This window comes from Bacillus sp. DX3.1 (assembly GCF_030292155.1).
Classification (GTDB): Bacteria; Bacillota; Bacilli; order Bacillales; family Bacillaceae_G; genus Bacillus_A.
Window position 1 is genome coordinate 2,549,646 of sequence record NZ_CP128153.1, and the last position, 22,987, is coordinate 2,572,632.

The window sequence follows — 22,987 nt, forward strand, 5'->3', positions numbered from 1 at the left end:
GTAAAGAGGTTTTATTACTCATTGCAATGAATTTATTAATACTTCCTCCTAATATCTTATGCTAAAATGAAGTAAATAATAAAATCAATAAATGATAGCAGAGGGAATATGGATGAAAAATATCGGTTTAGTATTAGAAGGCGGAGGGATGAAAGGCTTATATACAGCAGGAGTCCTAGAGTACTTTATGGAGAATGATTTATTTTTTCCGTACGTAGTCGGTGTTTCGGCAGGTGCATGTATGGGGGCTACTTATTTGTCTCGTCAAAAAGGGAGAAATAAAAAAGTAAATACAGAATTAGTTTCTGATCATCGTTACATATCCTATCGAAATTTATTATGGAAACGTGAACTATTTGGCATGGACTTCCTATTTGATGAAGTTCCGAATAAAATTGTGCCATTTGATTTTCAAACATTTTTAAACGGAAATGAGCAGTTTGTTATAGGGACAACGGATTGTGAATTAGGACAAGCTGTTTATTATAATAAGCAGGAGCATGGGAATGACATTTTAAAAATTATTCGTGCATCGAGTTCTGTACCGTTTATTGCTCCAGCTGTGGACTATGATGGGAAAAAACTATTAGACGGAGGAATTATTGATCCCATTCCAATTCGAAAGGCACAATACGACGGGTTTCAAAAAAATATAGTTATTATGACAAAACCAAAAGGATACGAGAAACAACGGAATAAGTTTTCACCTATGGCGAAATTTTTATATCGACGTTATCCGAAAATATCGGAACTATTAGTAAATCATTATCACTTTTATAATGAAACCGTTTCTTACATGTATTCTGCAGCGCAACAAGAGAACTTCTTTGTGATTCAACCAAGTGTACAGCTACCTATAAGCGGTATAGAACGCAATAAAGAGAAACTCGTTAATTTATATCACCTTGGGTATAACGATGCAAAGAAGCAGCATGAGAAGTTATTAGAGTGGATGAACAAATAAGGAGTGATCGATTGATACTAGGAAAAAAGACGATTTTTGAAGAGCTAAAGAAGTTACATCATCATTTAACTCAGCCATTTCCATATCGTGATACGAGCAAAATATATCAAGATTTTAAGGAAAGTTTTTCTGAGGAAGATTGTTTAAATGCTGATTTGAATACGTATTGGATGTACATTGCAGGGAGTTTAAGCTATGTTTTAAATGGTAAAGCAAATAAAATCCTGAAAAATCAAATTGAGCGGATGCACTTGTCGTTTTTTGATATTTTTAAACAGTATCGTTTTTTAGAGAATCATATAGAAAAGTACTCAGCATTTTATAAAGAATATATGTATTATGAAAGAGCTCGTAAACTATTAATCTATTATCTTTCCTAAAAGCTCATAAAAACACACAGACAGCAGCATGGTTTGTGTGTTTTTTATTTGTTCATAAAATATACAACATAGTCACGGTGTTTATATAGGAATTTTCACATGAGAAACGAAAATAAATATAGAGAACATTTATGCTATGAAAGGAGAATAGAAATGAACTCTATTTTAAGTCCCTTGATAAATGAGCTTGCGGAACAATTACAAAATGAAAATGAACAAACTTTACATCAGTTTCTAGATGAAATGAAAACAAATGAGACACCGCTTATAGAGATTTGTCCTATGAACGAAGGGTATCGTCTTATTACTTATCTTTGGTTAGGTGATGAAGAAACAGAAAATGTATATGTATGTGGAAGTTATCCTGGGTGGGATCTTACTTCAAATAAATTAGAGAAGCTATTACATACAAACCTATGGTATAAAACATTTCGGACCAATGAACAATTTGTTTCTACATATTATTTTTCTGTTAACGATTATTTTGAACATGATTGGGTAAAACGCAGTAAACATTACCAATTGGATCAATTTAATAGTAAAACATTTGGTACTAATCCCGATAAAGCGTCTTTTTTAGAACTAGGAACAGCAATCCAATATGATAAAACATATTTTCAAAATCATATTCCTCATGGAGAAATCGAAACATATTCGTTTTACAGTTCAGCTTTAGGGAATGCAAGGAAGCTTATTATTTACACACCTCGCGATTACTCTCGTACATCAACGCCTCAAGACCTTGTCATTACATTTGATGGCAGTTCATTTATGCAAAATCTTTCTGCAGCTATTACGCTTGATAATCTAATTTACAAAAAGGAAATTCCTTCGTGTATTGTAGTTGGAATGGATCATGTAGATCGATTTGCTGAGCTTACTTATAACGATAAAATGAATTCATTTTTAAAAGATGAGTTACTTCCTTGGATTCAAACGAAATATCATGTACAAAAGGATCCAACTCATATAACGATTGCTGGTCTAAGTCTAGGTGGTCTAGCAGCATTTTATGCAGCGTTGCAGTATCCTCATGTTTTTGGCAATGTGTTGTCACTTTCAGGTTCCGTTCATCGAAAAAAAGACGGTTATGAAGATACGATTCCATGGATTGAACAGAAATTTTTAACAAGCAGCAGCAAATACCCATTTCATACGTATATGGCAGCCGGAGCACTTGAGAACAAATCACTTTTAGAAGCGAATAGAAGCCTATATAAGACTCTTAAAGAAAATGAATACCAAATCACCTATTTAGAATTTTCAGGTGGTCACGATGAAATTTGGTGGCGCGAACTGTTTGCGGAGGGGTTACTAGCACTATATCATTCTAAAAAGATCGTTTAAAGAGAAGGGAAGAGGTAAGCTATGAACAAAAAAGATTTGGAAAAAGCGCTAAAAAAACAAGAAATCTTAGTAAAGGATGAGAAGGTTTGGTCTTTTACGTATGAAGATCATATAGATTCTATTATTAAACGTGCAGAAAAAGAAGGAGCTTTTAATGATTTATCAGGAAAGGGGAAACCCCTTAACATTGATAAAAGTCTTTCTTATAACCCTGAAAAACAACTTTATAAAACATTGAAAGATAATCATGTTTTACCAAAATGGGTAGAACTGGCTAAAGAAATTGATAGTTTAAAAGAAAAATTGAAGGAATATACAAATCCGGAGGAAGCAGCAAAGGTAGTTCGACATATTAATAAAAAGATTTTAGAACATAACTTAATTTGTCCGCGAGCAGCGCAAAAGATGAGGGTGAAAGCGGATTTTTAATAGTTGTCTGTTTGCGTAAATATTAGTTGAGCAAAGTTATCAGCCTGTTACCATGGGAGACTATCGATTTGAAACATTACCAATTGACCTAGATGAAGTCATTGATGCTGAAAATGAAGTAGAAATGTGGGATCTTTATGAAGAACATTTTGGCGGACAAGGTCATAAAATTGGCGGTTATCCATTTTTTACACAAACCGACCCAAGAGAATGGGAAAAAGCATATCAAGAACATAACATTTTACTCCTACAAATTGATACAGATGATGATTTAGGCATAATGTGGGGAGATTACGGCGTTGCAAACTTCTTTATTACAAAAGAAGTTTTACTAAACTTAGATTTCTCCAATGTACTGTATAATTGGGATTGCTGTTAGGATGAAAAAAGCCTCTGCCTGGAAATTGGTTCAGTGAGAGGCTTTTTGTAAGTCATATACGTTATGATATGAAAAGATAGGACTGATGCCATTAATGCTTCCAATAAAGACTTGAAGCATTAATGGCATGTTTATCGAATAATGGTGGAATAAATATATTATGTTAACTAAAATAAAAAAATGGCAATTCAAGAATGATAATAGGTTAAAAACAGCATTTTAATGGACAAACCCATTATTTGGTTATATTTAATAAAATAGATATAAATATAGGAATTAACACAGCAAACAAAATGGATTACAGAATTGATGATTAAAAAACAATCTATAATTAAAATAAAATTTAAATGCTCGCTCCAAAAAATTATTATCATCAGCGTTAAAAATAATCTGCTGCGATGAAATAAATATAAATTACACACAAGCATATACAAATCTAAAGAAATGATATATGAATCAAATTTCATTAAAAATTCCCGTTTCATCTCAAAATGTATAGTTTACTTGCTTATAGAGACACGGAACTCCTTTCTTTGTGTAACTTCCTATAATAAGTATTATGTTAACTAAATAAAATAAAGTTACTTACTGTTTGTTCATTGATTCTCCCCGCTCTTTTACCTTTTATAATGTTAGCGTCAAATCAGTTAGTATGCTTGTTGTGGAATTTAGCTTATTAACTGATTTGACGCTAATTATTAAAGTGTGTTTGTTAATAGAATTATTTTTGTTCAGACTCAAAAAAATTTATTTCTTCTGTTGAAAAATTTCATATTTTCTTTGTAAGAACAATTCTTTATCTTTGTAAATCTGACAGTATATTTCTGGCTACTCAGTCTTGCTTATCTCTTCAATTCTTTCAAAGTCTCCAGCACAGCAATCGTAAACGCAGAGTTTGCCTCTTTCTCTAAAGTTCGGAAATACAAGCTTCTTAAGAACGTTCTAATATTTTGTACTAAAATATCATTTTGAGGAGATGGATCTGCTTCAATTATCGTAAAGCTGTGAAGCCAGTTTTTCCATTCTTCTTCCACCAATGTATTCTGGTTCCATAAAGACATTACTGCAGTCACTAATCTCTCATCTTCAAAGTTTATGTACAAGTAATCGTGCAGACAAACCTTATGACGAACAGCAACAAGTATTGCATGAGCGAATTCACGATTTTGTATAGTACGGGCCAGAGCATTTAGGGCATCTGCGACATGCGCAGTAGAATGAGCCCATCCTTTCCCTTCTATATATCCCCTTACATCCTGTTCAAGATACACATAATCAAGAACTTGTTCTGCGACGCTGTATAGCTGTTCTTCAGATAAGAACGATTCTCTTTCATGAACAGATAAAACGAGTGGTGGGATCAAAATAGAAAAAGCACGCTTAAAAACAGAGTCCGTTCCTTTATCACCGATTTTGTAAAACAAATAGTCGGGACTCAGTGCCTGCAGCAGTAGTCCGCGTAGCTCCTTCTGCCTAAATACTTCACCTGTAATCCATCGTGACAGCGTACTGTAAATCAGTTTATCGCGCAGTTCGGCATCAGGTGATCCGATATAGTCAAGCATCCATTGTGCATATGGATATGCGTCCACATCTTCCGGGACGGAGTAATTGTTATTTTTGATGCGTTGTAGCTCTTGTTTCAATTCGTATTGGTCCATCATAATATTTTCTGTCCTCTCTTTTAAAGTTTTTATGTCTTGTTTTTTACACTACCCTATATTTCTCTTTACGGGATTAGTAAGTCTATAGTATCACCGATTGGGGTGTTATTTGGAACAAATCTTACTAGACCAACAAAAAAACAAAATGATGCGCAAACTAATATCAGCTTGCACGTCATTTCGTTTTTTCTATGCTTTAGATTAGTTAAGTATTAAATTATCCTCACTTAGATGTCCCTAACTTAAAACATTATTTATTTAAATCTTTTTTCGTTACTTCACTTCTAATATTTACATCTTTTGAGAATTCAGTATCGTTTTTTAGATTATTAGGATATTTATTTTTACGTTCTCGATTATCGTTTCGATTCGTCATAAATTGTCCTCCTCTTATTAAGATTTGTACCTATTTTGTACCAAAGGAACAATTCCATACAGATTAAATTTTTATTTTATCTCTAAGTAAATACACTATGAACTGATAATGTTTACAACTCCTTTTTCCACTTTTTGTGCACTTTCTTTTAGGCAAAATACTTACTTGTTGGCACATACTACTCTTATTGGAGGTGACAATCATGGGACACAATCAAAACCCATTTACAACAAAGAAGCGTAATGCCAACGGACAATACGATAAGGAACCACACAGCATCGACAGCCACGGCAATTTTGTACCTAACACACCAACGAATGAAGCTGTTCTTCGTGCTGAAAGACCAAAGAAGAAATGAAAAAAGCCCTGGAATTCTCTCCTGGGCTTTTTTCATTTCTAATAATTTTTATTGATATCGCTTGTCAAAATTGATGAGTAAGTAACATTATCTTTTTGCTGTCTCACCAAGAATACTTACGACCTCTGATTCTGCATGACCATCCCTCTCTTCTATCAGCATTAACAGTCACTGCTCGAGTATCAACTGCATCTGGAAGAACCGATTTTTACTACTAGAGACGGTAATAAGATGAATCCAATTTGACACAATACATTCAATATATTTCCAAGCTATCTGGACATGATAAAAGATGAGGTGACTGTCATGAAGGATGAGATATTAGAATTAGTACCAGGATCGGTAAAGAAGTTACTCCAGAAAGAAGTTAAAGATGGGAACCGATGCCTCATTGATTTGGTTGTCGATGAGGCAACTACTTATGGATTTGAACCGGAGCAAGTAGTCCCTTGTATCATGGCGGGTTATTATGTTTACGAATCCACGACCTATCCCAGTGAAATGGAGGAAGAATGGAAGTTGAGCTTGGTTTTTCACGCGGCCAATCGTTCGGCAATGAAGCTTCTGTCTTATGGGAAGTATAAGGCGAAACGATCAGAAAGTGGATGGATGAGGTATACAAATCCATAAAGTTTACTTAACGTTCACTAATTAGCTTGATGAGCATGGAGTACCGTAAGCAAAAAGGAAATTTATCACATTAAGCTAATTCGATATGAAAAAGTCCGATTTCAACCCCGTTAAGGTTGCATCCATCTGAAGAACAAGTATTAAAAGGAATTAAAAAAGCTGTGGAATTTACACATTCAACGGCTTTTTTAATGAATATGACTTAAATGAACTATTCTCTAAAGATTGATTTTAATTGCTATACTCAATACAGCAGCTGAGAAAAATTCATTTAAGAGTTGGCATGCGAAGTTTCATGTTACATATTATCCGATTAGAAAAAAGTAGATTTACCTCCCTCCTGCTCGTCATTACATCATTTCTCTCATACATTTACTACACTATCGTTGTAACACGGATTTCTGGTCCCTAAGAAGCTGGTAAATCAGATTCGAATTTATTTTTTTGTCTCTTTAAACCTAATTTGCCAGCGTAATAATCAAGTGTTTCTAAAACAGTAAAACGATGTCCGAGTTAACAACAAGGTTAGAGATGCGAAGAACGAGTTAACCAGTTTTATCTTGCATACCAAAAAAGACCATAATCTGTCATAACAGAGGCGTGGCCCATTTGATGCAACATGGCCGTAATATTGCCACGGTGATATGTTCCATGATTCACAACGTGTAGGACCACTTCAGAAAAACTAGTTTCCCGTAGCCCAGCATATGGATTATCAAGCACTAGCGTCTTTTCCAAATCTTCTTGTTGATTGAAAAACGATGTATACTGCTCAGATAAGTCGAAAAACATCGTTTCAATTCCCTCGATACTTTTCGTTTCAGTCTGTTCTTTCAAATGATCTGTAAATGCCAATGCTTCCTTCATGCTTTTACCAGAAAGAATGTTTAACCAACAGTAATCGGTAAGGTAAATGTGCGAAACTGTCTTTGATACGGATGGAAACACGCTTTGAATTTCCTTATGGTAAATGTCCCGTGGAAGTTCTTTTAACCGATCAAAAATTGTTTTATTCGCCCATACGTGGTAGTCATACAGGTTTAATGCATGATGCGTCATATTAAATCCCCTCCTTTTCCCACTATTCTTAATTATTCTTTTGATATGTGTTTTGTTCTGTTTCTATCTAACTAATCCCTCTTCCGCTCACCTGCCCAGTTAGGATTAGTTAAATTGTATTGTTATTAAACATTTGAATTGAGAACCACTCCAGGATCAAAGTTTGCTCATGCTATTGATAAAATGCAGACCTTTCCTTAAAATCCACAGGTGACTTCAATATTATGTACGGTTAATACTATTGGGACAGCTGGCGCCTTATTTAGCTTAGGGTACTATTTAGTGGTGAGTATGATTACATGGGGAATGAGTTTACTTCATACAGGTTCCTTACTAACAATGCCATTGTATTTTCTTATTCTTGTTATCATTATGGCTATTACTTGCAGGATTTTTCTTTATACTTCCAAGTTAAAGAATTCAAGTGTTTAATTTAAAACGAAAAGAGACTCATCATAATGAGTCTCTTTTGTAGAATGTAATAAAATTTAAACATGGTAACATGCTCACGCTGCTCCGCGATAAATCTTTTGCTTTTCCTGTTGCCGATTAGGTGGTCGAATCAAAATAGCGATGATAAATGATACAACACACAATGCGCCAATTACAATAAAAGTTGGCTTAAATCCACCTAGAAATGCACCAATAAAGGAACCTGCGAGTGCTCCAAAACCAAAACCTTGATATACGATTCCGTAGTTTTTACTATGATTTTTTAGACCAAAGAAATCACCAACAATAGCTGGAAAAATGGTGATATTTCCACCAAAACAAAAAGCAACGCTTGCTACACATACAAAATAGATACCATAATTTAAGTCCACAAAACTAAGAACAAAAACAGATATAGCTATAACGACAAACGTTGCGGAAACAATTTTTAAACGACCGATTTTATCTGACAACGGTCCCAAAATAATTCGGCCAACCGTATTAAAGATCGCAACCATAGCGACAGCATTAGCTGCTGTTGCGGCGCTAAGCCCTACGAGTTGAACACCGATATCTTTTACCATGCTAATTAAGTATAAGCCACTCATACATGATGTAAATAACATAATAAATAACAGATAAACTTCTTTTGTGCGTAGCATTTCTCTTGTTGTATAGTCATGACTTTTTGTTTCATGAACTGTATCTTGTTCAGCGGCTTTATGGATAAAACAAGCGCCTATTACTATCATAACTGCAACAATTAAGCCCCAATATAAAAACGCTTGTGATACACCAACTGAATCAATGAACTTTGCGTTAATGTATTTAAAAATTAGGCTACCCATGCCATATGCGGAGACAGATATACCAGCAATTAAACCTTTACGCTCTGGAAACCACTTTATTAAATTGGACAGTGAAGTAATATAGGCTGTACCATCTGCGTAACCTACAACAACTCCTGCTAGTACATAAAGCATTGGTAATGAGGAAACTTGCGAACTAAGCATCAAGCCAATTCCTAAGGCTAATCCGGCTATCATAATGAGTTTGCGAATTCCCCATTTTTCTTGTAATTTACTCGCAAACAAAGTTGAAAATGCTAAAGAAAAACTAGTGATCGAGAAGGTTATAGCAACAGAGTTAAGATTCCAGCCAAATTTACTTACTAAAGGTTGATTAAATAAGCTCCATGTATATATCGTTCCAAGACCCATTTGTACAATGATTGTACCGAGGACAACAAGCCATGGATTAACAGATGAATGTTTCATACCATCTTTTCCTCTCTTTTCTTAATTCAATTCTTTTCAATCATTGTCTAACGATGTTTATTATAACCACAATGCTACGCCAGATACGGATATTGAAGTGAAAATTAAAATGAATTAATACGGAGTAATACATTTCATATAAACAAGTGTTTCACTGTGATAGATATGTGAAAATTCTCATCTCAAGCTACTACAGCATTACGTTAAATTGGAATGTTTATTTCATTTTTAGACACTCTAAAAATGAGAGGTGTTATAAATGAATAATCCATACTCAAGAAAAGAAGGAAAAATTGATAATAAGAATAAAAACCTGTATAAAAGTGATGATGTTATTGACCTGGATGCAGATGAACAAGCAATGAACGGATTGTACGGAATGCCAGAAACTGAGCTGGAAGATAGTGATCATCACGAAAAAGAGACTTCAAAAAAATAAAATGGAAAATAGGTAATTTGCGTTCTTGATTGTTCTTTAACAACAAAAAGACACTCCGTTGTATTGGTAAGTGTCTTTTTGTTGATTAGATATATACGATTTTATTGCAGTAAAGCTGTGTTAAGATAAGGCATCTTCTAATGCTTATATACATATCGTATCAAACAATGTGATTATTTAGATGGGACTTCAGATGTATTTTTCTATCCTTAAAAAGTCTTATGGAAAATAAAAACAGATTAATATTCAATTTCATCGTAGTCTTTTGGCTGCGGCACAGTTTGCATATTCGCAGCATCTTTCGGATCACTGTAGATTGCATTTTGTTCTGTGCTCATGTCTTTCAAGTTTTGTTTTTTATTGTTATTAGGTTGTTTTTTCATCAGAATTCACTCCTTTTCTTTTCAAAGGTAGTTATGCCCTAATTTAGGTACTTTTACTTATGGTAACGGTGTGTATGAACAAAGGGTTTATTGAGCAAATGTATCAGCCACTAAATTGCTAAATTCTCTTAAATATTGAAGATAGTTGTTTCCGCCATAGTTATATCTTTTGTTATACATCTTTGCGATAACGACATTATATTCAGGAATAACTAAAATCGTTGGCCCTGTCACACCTAATATTTGATAAGATCCTTTTGGAACTCGTTCACCTATTTCACTTTGTAATGCTGGTGTATTTTGAACAAACCAAAATAATCCGTTTTGTGGTAAATCTGTATTTTTATAATGAGGACATTGAACTTGTGTTGCAATTTCAATAACTTTTTTCGGTACGATTTGATTTCCATTGATATATCCTTTATTCAAATGTAGATTACCCCAATAAGCAAATTCTCTTGCAGAGACAAAAAGGTTCGTCTCTGTTCCGTCATCTAGTTTCCCTACATGAGAAACTGCTTCCTCATTGGGATTCATAACCACTTGAACCAAATTCTCATGTTCTTTTGTTCGCCAAGCAGTTTCCTTAAATCCCGCAGGTGTAAAAACTCGTTCTTTTAGTAACTCTGGAAAGTTTTTGCTATATAGCTTATTTATGAGCTGTGTCATCATTAATACATTGATGCCTCTGTATGCCCATCCTTGTCCAGGTTCGAATTCTCGATACATTGTTCCATTCTCTTTCGTGTTTAAACCATGTGAATGTGTTACTAAATGTCTTATGGTTGTTTTACCGAGTATGTCCTTATCATAATCTTCGAAGTAATCCGCTGCATAATCATCAAGGTGCTTTATTTTTCCTTCATAAAGTGCATAGGCGATTGCGAGCCCTAAATAACTTTTTCTTGCAGAAGCGACATGAAACTGTGACGATGCTGTAATTGGAGAGCTATCGATCGTATTAGAATGATTTCCGCTATAGTGTTCTAGTACAACTTCATTATCTTTTAGAATAAATAGTGCTGCGGCAGAGCTATGATTCCATTCTTTTATATCTTCAACCCATGAAATTAATTCCGCGTATTTATCCATTTTTCAATTCCTCTCATTATCAAACTACATGTATCGAATTCCAAATTCGACAAAAAACGTTAAACCCCTTCGTATAATCTATTTGAAATGAAAAAGAGCTTAATTTCTTTTGTCTCAAGAAATTAAGCCCAAATCCCAAATTCACTTAAATCATTCTATTGGACCAGGATTCATGTTTTTTCCATAAAATATTTCATCCGTTTCCGTTGTTAATTTCCTTGTAATTTCTTCTTGTTCTTTTGCGGTTAATTTTTCTTTTGTATAACCAAATAGATAGTTGTTTAAATCAAATTCTTTTAGTTTACATTTTGTATGAAAAATATGTTCTTGATATACATTGACATCAATCATGTCATACAAACTTTTTACGTTTTCTGGAATGTAATTTTGGATAGAATTTATCTCGTGATCGATAAATAATTTATGCCCTGTTATATCTCTTGTAAACCCACGAACACGGTAATCAATTGTCATAATATCTGTATCGAATGAATGAATAAGATAATTTAGCGCTTTAAGCGGTGAGATTTCCCCGCATGTAGATACATCAATATCCGCTCTAAAAGTACTGATACCCTCATTTGGATGAAATTCCGGATACGTATGGACCGTAATATGACTTTTATCTAGCTGCATGACAACTGAATCAGGAAGCGGTCCAGGTGATTCAGTGAATGACTCAGTCGGAACTTCTACGATTGGACCTTCTGAAACCAATATAGTTACGCTTGCTCCTTGTGGAATATAATCCTGTTTGGCGATGTTTAATACATGTGCACCTATAATGTCAGATACATTTTGTAAAATCTTTGTTAATCTGTCTGCGTTGTATTGTTCATCTATGTATTCTATATAAGCTTCCCGTTCTTCTTTTGTTTTTGTGTAACAAATGTCATACATATTAAAACTTAATGATTTTGTGAGATTATTAAATCCATGCAATTGAATACGTTGCTCTGGTGTTAGTTTCATGATTGATTTCCCCTTATACTGTAATATTCATTGATTATTTACAAATCCCATATAAAATATGATTCCATACTACAATTTTTTAATGCATGGTTCTTTTTAACGACATTGAGATATGTATTAACAATATTGCATATGCATTATTGTTTTTTTATTTTTAATATTTTTGTAAAAATACGGTAAATGAAATTCTTTTTTGTTTTTATCCCATAAACAAGGTTTGTTCTTGTAATATGGAGCATAATTGAGATTTTGTTATATACAAAAAGAACTTGGATTCAATTGGATCCAAGTTCTTTTGTATACCTGATCTATTCATATTTCTAGCTGTGTAAACTTCCTTTCAACCAAGAGCGCGGTCGATAGAAACCGATTGGAATTTGGATGAGACTCGTTTTTCCTTGTGAATCGGCCCTGTAGATTTCATCACACAAGTTTGCATCGAATCCAAGAAGCGGGTGTCCTCCTAGTCCCATGCTAGAAGCTACCAATAATAACTTTTGTACAAGTATCCCTGCCGCCATCTGTTGAATGCGATATCCTCTATAACCAAGTGTTGTTTTGAGATGATCCTTATCCCCTAACACATGGAGACAAATCGGCACTTGGAATAGATTTACATTGTGCATTGTCATCCCATTTTGCAGTGAAAGTCGATGATCCCCAAGAAATATTTGCCGTAGCATATGATTTGCGCTGTCATAAGAATAAGCTCCATCTGGAATACCTTCAACACCAGACAAACAGACATTTAAGGAAACACAATCTGTAAGTTCTTTATGTGTTTCATCTAGATCATTTTGATAGGCAAAAGAAGCCATCGTCTCATGTAGCAAGTTCGTTACTTGTTTTCGATTTATCTTTTCGTTAACAAAATCCATTTCTGGTGAATATCGTTTTCGGCACGCTGCTGCGAAATCATATGACACTTTCTCACCCTTGGCTAGAACCATCGCCTGACCATCACAATTCATGTTCTGTTTTCTTCTTATTTTTTGAAACGATTGCGTTGATTCAAATAGAGATGCTTCATTCATTTGAATGAGCATCGGATATTCTGTGATTTTTCGTGACCGAACATAATGGTCATGATGAATATTTGGTAATTCTTGGCATAATTCAGTAGCAGAGATATCCTTATTCATTGCATCATCCCCATTATGAAACCATGTTGTTGTGTGTTTTACTGATAGTGGGATAATTGCATACGCACTTTCCTCTTGTGCAGATAAGCCAAGTAAGTGATTAATAGCCCGGTCAAGGAATTGGAAATATACGCCTGATGTGAAATCAAATCGCTTTGCTACTTCTTGCAATTGTCCGATTAACACGCCTGCATCTAATCCTTGCAGGCGGTAAGAAAAATTATTGTATTTAAAGAAATTTTTCCAAAACATTGTTGATACAAAAACCAGACCAAAACAAACGGATGTATCACAGCGATCGCCAAGAGAACGAGCTAGATATGAATCAAAATTCCCTTCTCTAAGTAACACTAAACGGTGATGTGCTACATCATAGTGATATACTCCAGTAGGTAAATGATCTATCTTTAAATACATATATAATTCATTGGGATATAAACCTCCGCCCGAAGGAGCAAATCGCCGATACGACTGTATGAAAGCTATTTCTTGTTCAATAAAATCGGAGGACATGGTTAATTGACAACATTGAGTAAGACCAAATACATACCAAAGAAAATGACCGATTTCGCGAAGATCTGGCTTTTGGGATGCTTCTAAATTTTCAAGTGTTAATGGTATTTCTGGGCATAACGGAATGGTAGGTAAACCACGATATAATTTATAAGAAAAGGGCTTGTCGTCCCAATCAGCTTCCCAATTTGGTGGTGTAACTTTCTCTGTATTGAAATGTAAATTATGCAAAAATGTATCTAAACTCATCCTGCGCCCCCTTCGTTACCATTTATACAGCCCCATCAGTGAGAATAAACTCCTACTGATGGAGGCTTTTTATGGAAATGGATGTGGATGTGGGTTAAGATCATCAAATGATAATGGCTGTTTTGTATACCCAAGCTCCATGGGCACTTTCAAGACTCTTTTTAACCCGGTTAAACGAGTAAGTTGGTATCCAAATGTCATTGGTAGCATCCCTGGAATTAGTACTTTCACACAGTGTAATCCATTACGAGCAATTTCTGACGTTGTTTGATTGACAACAATGACGTCAAGATTTCGTCTGTGAAGTACTTCAAGCATATCTTTTAAGTCATCAGTTAAGTCCGTATGTTTGACTCGCTCTTTAAATTCTTCATTAAACGTTCGAAGTGGACGTGTATCATCGAATAAAAACTGGAAACGCTCCTCTGCTTCCTGTAAACCGTATAACATCGAATGATCATCCATTTGTTTTACTAAGTACGGATCGGAGAGCATTTTCTTATATTTCTCTTTATGTTTCTCAAATTTCGGATCAAGTGTTAACATCATTCCCGCCAATTCATAAACAGCACTCTTAATCGCACGAATTGGATCTAGATGAGCTCCTGAAGCACAAAGAAGATTCATACCGTGTTCTTTTCTGTTTTTCGCTATAACCCAAACGCTTGGAATTCCATGCTCCATCGTCGAGTTGAAAATGTGTAAATCATAACCTGCTACTGCTTTCACACGATGAATCATTAATTGTAATTCTTCATCGTGAATAGAAGAAAGATCAAGACGCGGTAGAGGAAGCTGTGCATACCAGGTTAACAAAAACGAATCACGTTCAATTACTTCTAGCATGCCGTGAAAAATGGCTTCTTCTAAGCTGCCACCTAGTGCACAACCATTAGAAGTTTCATAAACAAACCCTTCACTATTTAAGCTGTAATAAGCAAGAAGTTCTGGAACCAAAATCGGGCGCTCTTGTAAAAATGAATAGCCCCAAACCCAGTTCATTGGACGATCTGGGTGAAATAATTTGAATGGGAAATTAGGCTGCATATATTTTTCTTTTGCGTGTATACCTACGTCAAGAGGATTAAGTGCTTGATCAGCTAAGTTATAAAAGGTGTCATGAATAACAGTTTGTTTTCCGCGAGGTTCGAGACCGCAGTATCTCTCTAATCCTTCTAAAATAGCAGTTAACTCACTTTCCTCATAAGAGTGGGTTCGTCCTGCTGTTCCTTCATCTCCAAAGGGAAATGGAAGATTTACACTTACATCCGCAAAAGGTGGTGTCATATCATATGCCTTATCGTTTAAAAAACCAGTTTGATAATCTAAGTAATCTTTGACTAACACTGTACTCAGTTCAGACATGGAACGACAGCGAAAAGTGTTCATATGAAGCTTCTTATTTGGCTGCAATGAAATTTCAGCTAGTGCAGCAGAATCTTTTGGTAATGAGCTACAAACGGGACAAAGCGGATGAGGAAGGAAGAAATGATAAGAACTTTTTAATGTTTTTAGGTTAACGAAAAGCATATGTTCTTCTAACAGACTGCCGTCACCTTGCATGATACAATGAACTTCTTTTACAAGGTGATGCATCATCTGTAATAAACCGTTATTCGATGCCGAAATGTCACGTTGTATTTCTTGTTTGTATGCTAGGATTTGTTGTATGTTCCACATTTCTTTTGAATCATTTCCTGCTAATATGCGCCGATTATCTGCACATTGAGAACACCCTGGTATACCTGGACGTACAAAAGGGCCGATAAGGGCTTCCCCAAATGAAACAAAAGCTCGTAACCAAGGAATCTGAATGGTTTCTGCTTGTTTATGAATAGAAGGATTCCAATTATCATGTAATACGAGAACTAAATCTGTTTCTTTTGGTATTAGTTTTTCAAAATCGGTATATTGATTGACTTTATATTGTGAGGATAGTTCTTTATACACGTAATCTGCCAACAATCCCTCGCCCACAATAACAACAGCGCTCAACTGGATTCCTCCTTCCTTATCAATACACCTACTATGTCTGTTGAATTTTCTTTCCAGACATCTTCTAATTGTATCTCTAATACTACAAGCTGTTGTCTATTTTCTATTAAGAGTTGTTCGGCGGATTGTAAAACCTCTAATTCTGTAACGCTTGCACTAGACGGAATGATTACGTGTAGTGGCTCTTTTTCTTGTAATACGACTGACGAAATTTCTCTTGCTTGTGATGTAGAAGAATCGACCTGATTTTGCACGTCTGAAAGTGCTTGCTGTAAAGCTCTTCGTAATGCTAAAGTGATATTTAAATCTACACTTCCATACCAGTGATTATTCGTACCTACCCACATTACAGGAAAACCTAATATTGTTTTTCCCACGCCAATTATTGGTGTTTCTTGCATCGTAGCAAGAGACTGTAAATAAAAAAGGCAACGTTCATCTTCTATGCTATCTAACTGTATTTGAGAAACAGGGATTTTTTTGTTCATCTGATTCTTACTAAATTCTCCATGTAAACACTTTTGTAACCCCCGGCAAATACTTTCTGTCATTGTTGTACCTACACCAATTCCTATAAAGTGTTGTGAAATTTTCTCTCGTTCTGGAATCTGTGAAAAGAGTAAGTTAGCCATTCGTGATACGTAGGCTTCGATTCCAGATAGGCCAGCTTCATATCGCGCCTCCGTATGTGTTAAACCCATACCTATCATGCTTGGTAACAATGAAGTTGGTCCATCTGATATGGGATCAACTACTTGCATACGACACTGTGCTAAAGGAAGTTGTTTTAAGTCTCCTTCCTCCCAAATATGAAAAATTCCAGCTTCCTTGGAAATTAAATGGTGTAAGTTAAAAATAGATGGATTCGATTCACTTTTATTTGAACTTTGTTCGGTTTTTGCGCTGATGTCTTGCAACCATTCGATATTTATATTTCCTCTTACTAAAGGATGAGGCAAAAAAGAATGCCAGTTTCCTTCTAACGTTTCTAAATTGAGCAAGAAAAATTGATTTGTGTCTGAGGGCTTCGTAACTCCTGTAACCTTTTTGAATAATTCAAACACGGCTACATTTGCTAGCATCGATTCAGCTGTAGAAGAAAGTGTATGTTCTAGGAGATTTTCAGGAAATACGGATTTGTGTATGCGACGCCAAGCTGATTCCCAACAAGCATCACTGTCTGGATGTACGAGTGGCCCAGTTAATCCGATTCCTTGCATACATATAGCAGGAAGGAACATCTTTTTTTCTTCTTTACAAATTGCATGAAGAATTTTAAGCTCCTCTATATTTTCTTTTTTAGAAACATACACAATTGCGTCAAATGGTTGTATAGCCTTTTTTAGAAGAACTATATTTTCTTTTTGATAAAAAATTTCTTCAACGGACACTTCTGCATCTGTTTGTTGTGCATGGTTAATGAATTCATGTATTCGTTTTTTATTGGTGGCTTCTGTGTTCGTAACCATCATATGAAACTGAGGTAATCCGGATTCAAGTAACGTAGAAACGAGGGAAAGAAAAAAAGAACCTGATCCTATAGCTAACACTTTGCATTGACGATAGGATTGAAAATGATACGCACCAGAATGACCAAAGCTATCTAAAAATTCAATTTGAGAAGCAAATTTTTGAAGAATGTTTTCTGGTAATTCATGTGGACGATCTTGACTTATATCTACTGCAAACTCATTTTGATATAGTATTTCTGCTATTTCATAGACTCGCCTTTTATATGGATCAGGTAGCCCATCTGTCAAATGCCCTAACGTATATTCGCCATTGAACATAGGAAGCAACTTTTCAACCCATTGATTAATGGACTTCCCTTCCATTTGGAACGAGCTTGTGTTATTTCGAAAATACACATTTCCTTTTTGATCAGGTAGAAAAAAGGTATCTTTTTTCATTTTCAAACGTGTAGAAGTGTTTAAATTTGGCATGTTACTCCTCCTTACCCGTTCATTTACTTAAATAAGTATAATAACTTCCATCATAACGATTGTATGCCTTCTGTTTTTTTCTTATGTCTAACGGTAAGGAAGAAAGCTTTTTATAATAAGAAAAAAAAGTGTTTCTACAATCAAAATCACGTAGGAACACTTTTCTTCTATGAATAAGCAATTCATTTCATAAAAGGGAATTAAATGAACCACCAGAAACAACTGAAACATCCAAAGCATCCAAAGCAGCGTCCACAGCCACCACATCGACCGCATCCGCCACACCGGCCGCATCCGCCACATCTGCCACAACCACCGAACTGACGTGTAGCATCTTCCATGGCATAGTATGGAGAGATGTTTTGGTGATCCCAATACACGACATTTCCAGATTGATAATCATTCAAGTTTAAGGATTGTAATTCTTGTTGAAATTCATTCATTTTTATAACCTCCGTATATAAAGTGAAATTTCCATTGACTGATGGTTAGTTGAACTAACCGGTCTCTAACGAACAGTTATTCCAAACATGCTCTAAATTTCACTGTCCGTAAGAGCTTGATAACAATAGCAAATAACAACTTATAAGAAATAGAGCTATAAACCAATTCCGATGCGTACAACAACAAAATATGACCTTTCTTTAGGTGATGTACCTTGTTCGAATGCCTATTTTAAATGAATGTATAATTCCACAAGCCATTTATGTAAACTGAAAAAAACATATAAACCATAACTCTCCCATTCTATTTGTAATCTTGTTTATACCAGCCTGATTATGTAACAAAAAAGAGACTTCTATATGAGTAGAAATCTCTTTTGGTAAATATGTTAAATTCGGAACCACCGTTCAATTCTTCTTGCGGTTCATTGCTACAGTAATCCATTCAGGTGCATAAGATGATGTACAGCCTTTAGGTACAGGTTTATTATTTAATTTCCCTATTTTTTCACCAATATTCATGCACATCTCTGTGTATTCAGGAAAACGAACTCCTATTTCAACTAGACAGCGATTCATCGATCCTTGTTTACGTTTGGGAGCCGATGACCGCCTGGTAAAAAAGAATGATTCTCCTTGAAATTTGCTATTAAAAGCTGTTCATCTTTTATAACAATTCCTCTGACAATATGATGAAATATAGTTTTCACATAGATCCCTCTTTTTTATATAGTAACTTTTTAATTTCATGTATTTTTACTAAGTCCTTACTATTATTTTTTGTCCTTCTATACCCATCATGCAACGATTTAGAATACACCTTAAAATAATCTTCTAAACTTAATACTTGATATGTTGCTCCATCATATGTAACTGCCTCAAGATTCTTGTAATCTACGTCAGCAAATGGGGCTAAATCTTCGATAAAAGCAATCCCAATATTTGTACCATACTTTTCAAATGTATGTTCATGTAAATCTACAAGTGTATACCCTAATTGCACCATTGTTTTTCGTAAACTGCTCCATCTTTCATTCGAAAATTCTAGTGGAACAAGAATATCAATATCCTCTGAGGAGAAATTGATTTGCGATATAACTTGTAGTCCGAGTAAACCATATAATACTGGTACGATTTGTAACTCTTTATTGAAGACTTTCGCTACTTCAATGAATTCTGTATATAGTTGATTTTCTCTTGCTTCAAATATAATTTCCTCCAAAGTTATTACATTTCTCCAAAATAATCATTTACTAATGGAATAATATAATACCTGTTCATCATCATAAACTTGACCAAGATCCGTAAAACCAAAGTTTTCATATAACGTTCTAGCCGTTTTGTTTTCTTTATGAACTGTTAAGCGAATTTCTTTGCACTGAGAAAACCGATTTGTAATCCAATGAATCATTTCCGCTAAAGCTGCTTTTCCATACCCTTTTCCTTGATAGCTTTCATCGATTATAAATCCGTTAATCCAGTACATATTCGAAGTACCTTTTTCAAAAGCATGCATAATGAACCCAACCATTTTGTCTTTGTCATAAATAGCAAACGGGATATACTCAATATTGTCACCATCTGGCTTTATGTATACTTTCGCAAGTGAGATAGCTACTGTTGGTACAAATTTATTTTGTTTTTCTGTTACTTTTAATTTCAATGCCTCTTCCCAATTTTCTCTAGTAATAATTTTTAATTGTACGCTCATCGTGCTTTACTCCTTATCGAATGAAAGTTTAATATAAAACATCCCATTTTTCTCTTTTTATATTCAGCAGCGGATAGGAATTTCCTTTTATTTTTAAACTTATTTCAAATTAACTTCTATACAAAAAAAGAGTATGGAATCCCCTACTCTTTTTTTGTACAACTTTATCAAGTTTACTAGAGAAACAAAACCGATTTTCTAGTTTGCACGTTTGTGAGTGTTTTATAGTAGAATAAAAATCGTTTCTATTATCATACAAGTTATTGTTACATATTTGGTTTCATAATTCTCTTTTGTTTTTTACCTATTTTTATATTCGTAAGTATAACACCAATTATTGTTATCACTCCGCCTGTTATAGATAGCAAAGTTGGTACCTCACCAAGCCAGATCCAGGCAATGACGAATGCAAATGCGGGTGTTAAATAAAGTGAACTTGTTGCTTCAGATGCTCCTACATGAGATGTTATGTATGCTAAAGCTATATACGGAAGTACAGTTGGAAATAGACCTAAATATACAACACTTAGCGTTACTTCAAGTGGAGCTACTATCATCTCCTGACCAAGTCCAGGAAGAAAGACTAACATAAATAGAGTACCTGCCCATAATGTATATGCTGTAAAAGTAAGAAATCCATATTTTTTTAAATATGACTTTTGAAAAACAAAGAATATACTTTCTGAAAATGCTGCAAGGAGTATGAATAGCACGCCATAATTGAATTGTAGTACGTCTTCAGTACCTAGTGATATGAATACGCCCCCTATAAAACTAACACTACCTCCTATCCATCCCCATAGTTTCAATCGTTCCTGAAAAAATATAAAAGCAAGAATTGCAGTAAAGATAGGAGTGATTGATACAATAAGACTTGCAGATCCTGCATTAACACTTTTCTCTCCATAATTTAAGGCAATATGATAAACAGTAAAACCTAAACCTCCTAGCAACAAGATGGCTGGTATATCACTTAGTTCTGGTGCACGCATACCACTTATGAACGCAAAAATGAGTAGAGCCAATGAGGCTAACAGCATCCGTAATAGAGTAAGATGTTCAGGAGTATATGCTTCTAGACCAACACGAATTCCGGGAAAGGCTGAACCCCAAAGAAGAATAGTAAGGAATTGTGCTGCTATAATACGAAGATCCCATTTATTATGTATCATTTTATTTCATCCTTCCTAAAAGAAAAAACAACCATTTTCCTTTTTCCAATTATTTCTTTTCATAATATTCAATACTTGATAAAATGTCTCCAACCAGTTCTTTAGTGTAAAAACCAACCACTTTAGAATTTAAATGCAAAAATAAGGGAGATTTTTATGAGCACATACAATCAGAAGTCAAATAAACAAATCCCTAAATATCAACAAATTGTGAATTATATGAAAGAAAAAATTACAAACGGAGAATGGCCAATAGGAAGCAAAATTCCGAGTCAACGAAAATTAGCAACAGTGTTTAATGTGAACCGAAGCACAGTCATCACTGCATTGGAGGAATTAACGGCAGACGGTTTAGTTCAAGGGAAAATGGGTATGGGCACAATCGTAGTCAATAATACATGGACGTTATTAGCTACAGATCCACCCCCTAATTGGAATGAGTATATCAAAGCAGGTCTGCATAAACCAAGTAAAGTAATGGTTCAGGAAATCAATGAAGCCGAATCAAATAAGAAATTAATTCAACTCAGTAAAGGAGAACTTGCATCAGATATATTTCCTTTAGACACAATGCAGTTAGTCATGCGGAATGTATCTGAAAAGATGAATGCTTTCGGGTACGAGGAACCAAAGGGTTTTTTACCTTTACGTCAAGCTATAAGTCAATATGTAAAATCATTTGGTATTCATGCCTCACCCTCTTCCATTTTAATCGTGTCCGGAGCATTGCAAGCATTGCAATTAATTTCAGTAGGTCTTTTGCATAGAGGATTAACGGTTTTACTTGAACAACCTTCTTACCTTTATTCTCTACACGTGTTTCAATCAGCGGGAATAAATTTTTCAGGTATACCGTTAGATAATCAAGGAATTTTGCCAAATGTCTTATCAAGAAGAAATAAACATATTCAGGGGAAAACAACATTATACTCCATTCCTTGTTTTCATAACCCAACAGGAATATTAATGTCAGAACATCGCCGGAAAGAGATTATAAATGTATGTGAAAAAGAACAACTTCCAGTTATTGAAGATGATATTTATCGAGAGTTATGGATCGATGAAACCCCACCCTCTCCTTTAAAAGCATTGGATAAACATGGACATGTATTATATCTTGGTAGTTTGTCCAAGACATTAAGTCCGGGTTTAAGAATTGGATGGATAATTGGTCCAGAACCTGTAATAGAACGATTATCAGATATTAAAATGCAAACAGATTACGGTTCTAGTTCATTATCACAAAGGGTTGCTGCAGAATGGTTATCTAGCGGTTTATATCAACAACATGTTAAATCAGTTAGAGAACAGTTAAAAATACGTAGAAAAGTAGTAATCAAAGCATTAGAAGCACACTATAAAGATATTGCATCGTGGGATGTACCTAGCGGGGGATTTTTCATATGGTTAAAAATCCGACCAAAAATGCCGATGAGAAAACTGTACTTAAAGGCACTGTCTAAAGGGATACTCCTTAACCCAGGGAGTATTTATGAAGAAGAGTCGGATCGTTACATTCGTTTATCTTATGGTTACGCCTCGATAGAAGATCTTAGTCAAGGAATCTATCAATTAAGTCAAATCATTCGAGAGATAATGGCATCATAAGAAAGTCCTCAACCAGTCACTAACTAGAAG

General features: G+C 34.8%; 22 protein-coding genes and 4 pseudogenes. 10 read left to right on the forward strand and 16 right to left on the reverse strand.

Annotation, left to right across the window (positions count from 1 at the left end; all coding sequences use genetic code 11):
* Window positions 1-112: 112 nt before the first annotated feature.
* From QRE67_RS12535 to QRE67_RS12555, 5 genes and pseudogenes are all read left to right on the forward strand, one after another.
* Entirely contained in the window at window positions 113-964 is an 852-nt protein-coding gene (locus tag QRE67_RS12535; RefSeq protein WP_286125129.1) for a patatin-like phospholipase family protein, read from the forward strand.
* Between the two features lie 11 nt (window positions 965-975).
* Window positions 976-1,344, forward strand: a complete 369-nt coding sequence (locus QRE67_RS12540; protein ID WP_286125130.1) for a YxiJ family protein — start codon at window positions 976-978, stop codon at window positions 1,342-1,344.
* Window positions 1,345-1,497: 153 nt separating this feature from the next.
* Window positions 1,498-2,691, forward strand: a complete 1,194-nt coding sequence (locus tag QRE67_RS12545; RefSeq protein ID WP_286125131.1) for an alpha/beta hydrolase — start codon at window positions 1,498-1,500, stop codon at window positions 2,689-2,691.
* Between the two features lie 21 nt (window positions 2,692-2,712).
* Window positions 2,713-3,120, forward strand: coding sequence for a DnaJ family domain-containing protein (locus tag QRE67_RS12550; protein WP_286125132.1), 408 nt, complete (start codon window positions 2,713-2,715; stop codon window positions 3,118-3,120).
* Between the two features lie 28 nt (window positions 3,121-3,148).
* Window positions 3,149-3,499: pseudogene (locus tag QRE67_RS12555) on the forward strand (YwqG family protein); the annotation flags it as partial.
* 842 nt (window positions 3,500-4,341) lie between these two features.
* Here the strand turns inward: QRE67_RS12555 and QRE67_RS12560 are convergent.
* Window positions 4,342-5,163, reverse strand: a complete 822-nt coding sequence (locus QRE67_RS12560) for a DUF2785 domain-containing protein (protein WP_286125133.1) — start codon at window positions 5,161-5,163, stop codon at window positions 4,342-4,344.
* Between the two features lie 250 nt (window positions 5,164-5,413).
* A complete protein-coding gene (locus tag QRE67_RS12565; RefSeq protein ID WP_255258154.1) occupies window positions 5,414-5,539 on the reverse strand; it encodes a hypothetical protein in 126 nt (41 codons plus the stop codon).
* A gap of 202 nt (window positions 5,540-5,741) precedes the next feature.
* On the opposite strand from QRE67_RS12565, the gene QRE67_RS12570 reads away from it, so the two are divergent.
* Window positions 5,742-5,897 carry a hypothetical protein gene (locus tag QRE67_RS12570; protein WP_286125134.1) on the forward strand — a complete coding sequence of 52 codons (156 nt, stop codon included), beginning with the start codon at window positions 5,742-5,744 and terminating at the stop codon, window positions 5,895-5,897.
* 306 nt (window positions 5,898-6,203) lie between these two features.
* Window positions 6,204-6,527, forward strand: a complete 324-nt coding sequence (locus QRE67_RS12575) for a hypothetical protein (protein ID WP_286125135.1) — start codon at window positions 6,204-6,206, stop codon at window positions 6,525-6,527.
* A 555-nt stretch (window positions 6,528-7,082) separates the two neighbouring features.
* Here QRE67_RS12575 and QRE67_RS12580 read toward each other — a convergent pair.
* Window positions 7,083-7,586, reverse strand: a complete 504-nt coding sequence (locus tag QRE67_RS12580; protein ID WP_286125136.1) for a DinB family protein — start codon at window positions 7,584-7,586, stop codon at window positions 7,083-7,085.
* A gap of 234 nt (window positions 7,587-7,820) precedes the next feature.
* Between QRE67_RS12580 and QRE67_RS28880 the strand changes: the two are divergent.
* Window positions 7,821-8,018 (forward strand): annotated as a pseudogene (locus tag QRE67_RS28880) (multidrug effflux MFS transporter); the annotation flags it as partial.
* A 74-nt stretch (window positions 8,019-8,092) separates the two neighbouring features.
* On the opposite strand, the gene QRE67_RS12585 reads toward QRE67_RS28880, so the two are convergent.
* Window positions 8,093-9,295, reverse strand: coding sequence for an L-lactate MFS transporter (locus tag QRE67_RS12585; RefSeq protein ID WP_286125137.1), 1,203 nt, complete (start codon window positions 9,293-9,295; stop codon window positions 8,093-8,095).
* 259 nt (window positions 9,296-9,554) lie between these two features.
* Between QRE67_RS12585 and QRE67_RS12590 the strand changes: the two genes are divergently transcribed.
* Complete coding sequence (locus QRE67_RS12590; protein ID WP_286125138.1) at window positions 9,555-9,734, forward strand: DUF4021 domain-containing protein; 180 nt, start codon at window positions 9,555-9,557, stop codon at window positions 9,732-9,734.
* Between the two features lie 239 nt (window positions 9,735-9,973).
* On the opposite strand, the gene QRE67_RS12595 is transcribed toward QRE67_RS12590, so the two are convergent.
* The 12 genes and pseudogenes from QRE67_RS12595 to QRE67_RS12650 form a co-directional block, all read right to left on the reverse strand.
* Window positions 9,974-10,117 carry a hypothetical protein gene (locus QRE67_RS12595; protein WP_286125139.1) on the reverse strand — a complete coding sequence of 48 codons (144 nt, stop codon included), beginning with the start codon at window positions 10,115-10,117 and terminating at the stop codon, window positions 9,974-9,976.
* Window positions 10,118-10,204: 87 nt separating this feature from the next.
* Window positions 10,205-11,209: a serine hydrolase domain-containing protein gene (locus tag QRE67_RS12600; protein WP_286125140.1), complete on the reverse strand. Its 1,005-nt coding sequence runs from the start codon at window positions 11,207-11,209 to the stop codon at window positions 10,205-10,207.
* Between the two features lie 150 nt (window positions 11,210-11,359).
* A complete protein-coding gene (gene speD, locus QRE67_RS12605; protein WP_286125141.1) occupies window positions 11,360-12,181 on the reverse strand; it encodes an adenosylmethionine decarboxylase in 822 nt (273 codons plus the stop codon).
* 320 nt (window positions 12,182-12,501) lie between these two features.
* Window positions 12,502-14,085 carry a SagB family peptide dehydrogenase gene (locus QRE67_RS12610; protein WP_286125142.1) on the reverse strand — a complete coding sequence of 528 codons (1,584 nt, stop codon included), beginning with the start codon at window positions 14,083-14,085 and terminating at the stop codon, window positions 12,502-12,504.
* 69 nt (window positions 14,086-14,154) lie between these two features.
* Entirely contained in the window at window positions 14,155-16,080 is a 1,926-nt protein-coding gene (locus QRE67_RS12615) for a TOMM precursor leader peptide-binding protein (protein WP_286125143.1), read from the reverse strand.
* On the reverse strand, window positions 16,077-18,023 hold the full coding sequence (locus tag QRE67_RS12620; protein ID WP_286125144.1) for a putative thiazole-containing bacteriocin maturation protein: 1,947 nt from the start codon (window positions 18,021-18,023) through the stop codon (window positions 16,077-16,079). The genes QRE67_RS12615 and QRE67_RS12620 overlap by 4 nt, the downstream gene beginning before the upstream one ends.
* A 215-nt stretch (window positions 18,024-18,238) precedes the next feature.
* A pseudogene (locus QRE67_RS12625) lies at window positions 18,239-18,466 on the reverse strand (heterocycloanthracin/sonorensin family bacteriocin); the annotation flags it as partial.
* A 408-nt stretch (window positions 18,467-18,874) separates the two neighbouring features.
* The gene (locus QRE67_RS12630) at window positions 18,875-19,045 is read right to left on the reverse strand and encodes a hypothetical protein (protein WP_286125145.1); all 171 of its coding nucleotides are present in this window, start codon (window positions 19,043-19,045) and stop codon (window positions 18,875-18,877) included.
* A gap of 26 nt (window positions 19,046-19,071) precedes the next feature.
* Window positions 19,072-19,176 (reverse strand): annotated as a pseudogene (locus QRE67_RS12635) (NUDIX domain-containing protein); the annotation flags it as partial.
* Window positions 19,173-19,688, reverse strand: coding sequence for a nucleotidyltransferase family protein (locus tag QRE67_RS12640; RefSeq protein WP_286125146.1), 516 nt, complete (start codon window positions 19,686-19,688; stop codon window positions 19,173-19,175). The pseudogene QRE67_RS12635 and the gene QRE67_RS12640, both read right to left, overlap by 4 nt.
* Before the next feature lie 24 nt (window positions 19,689-19,712).
* Window positions 19,713-20,177 carry a GNAT family N-acetyltransferase gene (locus QRE67_RS12645; protein WP_286125147.1) on the reverse strand — a complete coding sequence of 155 codons (465 nt, stop codon included), beginning with the start codon at window positions 20,175-20,177 and terminating at the stop codon, window positions 19,713-19,715.
* Between the two features lie 266 nt (window positions 20,178-20,443).
* Window positions 20,444-21,346 (reverse strand): DMT family transporter, encoded by a 903-nt coding sequence (locus QRE67_RS12650; RefSeq protein WP_286125274.1) that lies wholly within the window; start codon window positions 21,344-21,346, stop codon window positions 20,444-20,446.
* Window positions 21,347-21,505: 159 nt separating this feature from the next.
* On the opposite strand from QRE67_RS12650, the gene pdxR reads away from it, so the two are divergent.
* Window positions 21,506-22,957 carry a MocR-like pyridoxine biosynthesis transcription factor PdxR gene (pdxR, locus tag QRE67_RS12655; protein ID WP_286125148.1) on the forward strand — a complete coding sequence of 484 codons (1,452 nt, stop codon included), beginning with the start codon at window positions 21,506-21,508 and terminating at the stop codon, window positions 22,955-22,957.
* The last annotated feature ends 30 nt before the right edge of the window (window positions 22,958-22,987 follow it).